Raw genomic sequence first — 1,446 nt, forward strand, 5'->3', positions numbered from 1 at the left:
GCGACAGCCCAGACACCGAAGATCCCAGCCAAAGCCTACCGCTCGCGCATCGCCTCGGTCCGCGCTTTCAACACGGGCTTGAGCAGGTAATCCAAGACACTCTTCTCCCCGGTGATGATATCCACCGTCGCCACCATCCCCGGGATGATCAGCAACGGTTTCGCATCCCCGCCCAGGTGATTTTTATCGGTACGCACCTGGATCAAATAGAAGCTGTTGCCCTTGTCATCGGTGATGGTGTCGGCGCCGATCAATTCAAGCTTGGCGCTAAGACCGCCATAAATCGTGTAGTCGTAGGCACTGAACTTGACCATGGCTTTCTGGCCTGGATGCAGGAACGCCACGTCTTGCGGTCGGACCTTGGCTTCGATCAGCAGGTTGTCCTCCAGGGGCACGATCTCGATCATATCGCTGCCCGGCTGGACCACGCCGCCGATGGTGTTGACCTTCAACTGCTTGATCACCCCGTGTACCGGCGAGACCACGGTGGTGCGGGTCACGCGGTCGTCGATGGCGATGCTCGTGGCGGTGATTTTTGACAGCTCGGTGCGTTTCTCGTTGAGGTCTTTCGCGGCATCGGAGCGGAAGGTCTGTTCCGATTCGTCGATCTTGCTCTTGATCTCATTGATGGCTGACTCGGCCCGAGGAATCGCCAGGGTCGTGGCGTTGAGCGAGCCGCGGATTTCCACCGCGCTGCGCTTCAGACGCAGGATTTCGACGGGTGAGACTGCCCCGGTGCCGACCAGCGGCGCCGACATGTTCATTTCTTCTTGCAGCAAGGCCAGCGCCGAGCTGAACTGGCCTTGCTTGGAGCGAAACTCCGCGAGCTCCTGGGTTTTCTGCCGCAGCTGTTCGGTCAGGGTCCGCTGCTCGCTGGCCAGGCGGCGCTGGCGTTGTTCATGGAGCGCACGCTCGTCTTCGGCCACCTGCGGCGCCTTGCCGGTCACTTCGCTGGACAACTGCAAGGGCCGTCCTTCGGCCTCTGCCGACAAGCGTTCGACCTGGGCCATCAGCGCATAACGATCCGCCTCGCTCTCGCCCTTGTTCGACAGGAACCGCGTGTCGTCCAGGCGCAGCAAGGTGTCGCCCTTGTTCACCATCTGGCCTTCGCGCACGAAAATCTCGGTGACGATGCCGCCTTCGAGGTTCTGGATCACCTGGACCTTGCTCGACGGAATCGCCTTGCCTTCGCCGGTGGTGACTTCCTGCAACACCGCCAGTTTGGCCCAGACCAGCCCACTGAGGATCAAACCGGCGGCCAGCCACACGGTGACGCGCGAGCGGCGCGGCGAGTCCTGCAGCGTCGCGCCGGCGGTCTCCGGCATGAACTCGCTTTCGGCGCTTTTGCTGAAACTGCCGATGTAGCTTCGGGCGGCTGGATCCGGGGTTTGAGCAGACATAGGGCGGTACCCGTTGGTTAAATGAAATGGAGCTGGGTGCTGCTTT

1 protein-coding gene is annotated in these 1,446 nt (G+C 61.5%); it reads right to left on the minus strand.

Annotation, left to right across the window (positions count from 1 at the left end):
• Positions 1-35 precede the first annotated feature (35 nt).
• Positions 36-1,400, minus strand: coding sequence for an HlyD family type I secretion periplasmic adaptor subunit (locus OC610_RS27350; protein ID WP_264432557.1), 1,365 nt, complete (start codon positions 1,398-1,400; stop codon positions 36-38).
• Between the last annotated feature and the right edge of the window lie 46 nt (positions 1,401-1,446).

It is taken from the genome of Pseudomonas agronomica (genome assembly GCF_025917275.1).
Classification (GTDB): Bacteria; Pseudomonadota; Gammaproteobacteria; order Pseudomonadales; family Pseudomonadaceae; genus Aquipseudomonas; species Aquipseudomonas agronomica.

What these genes read in the sequence shown, in the direction of transcription:
- OC610_RS27350 (WP_264432557.1), bottom strand. Translation starts at nt 1,400, where the DNA reads ATGTCTGCTCAAACCCCGGATCCAGCCGCCCGAAGCTACATCGGCAGT.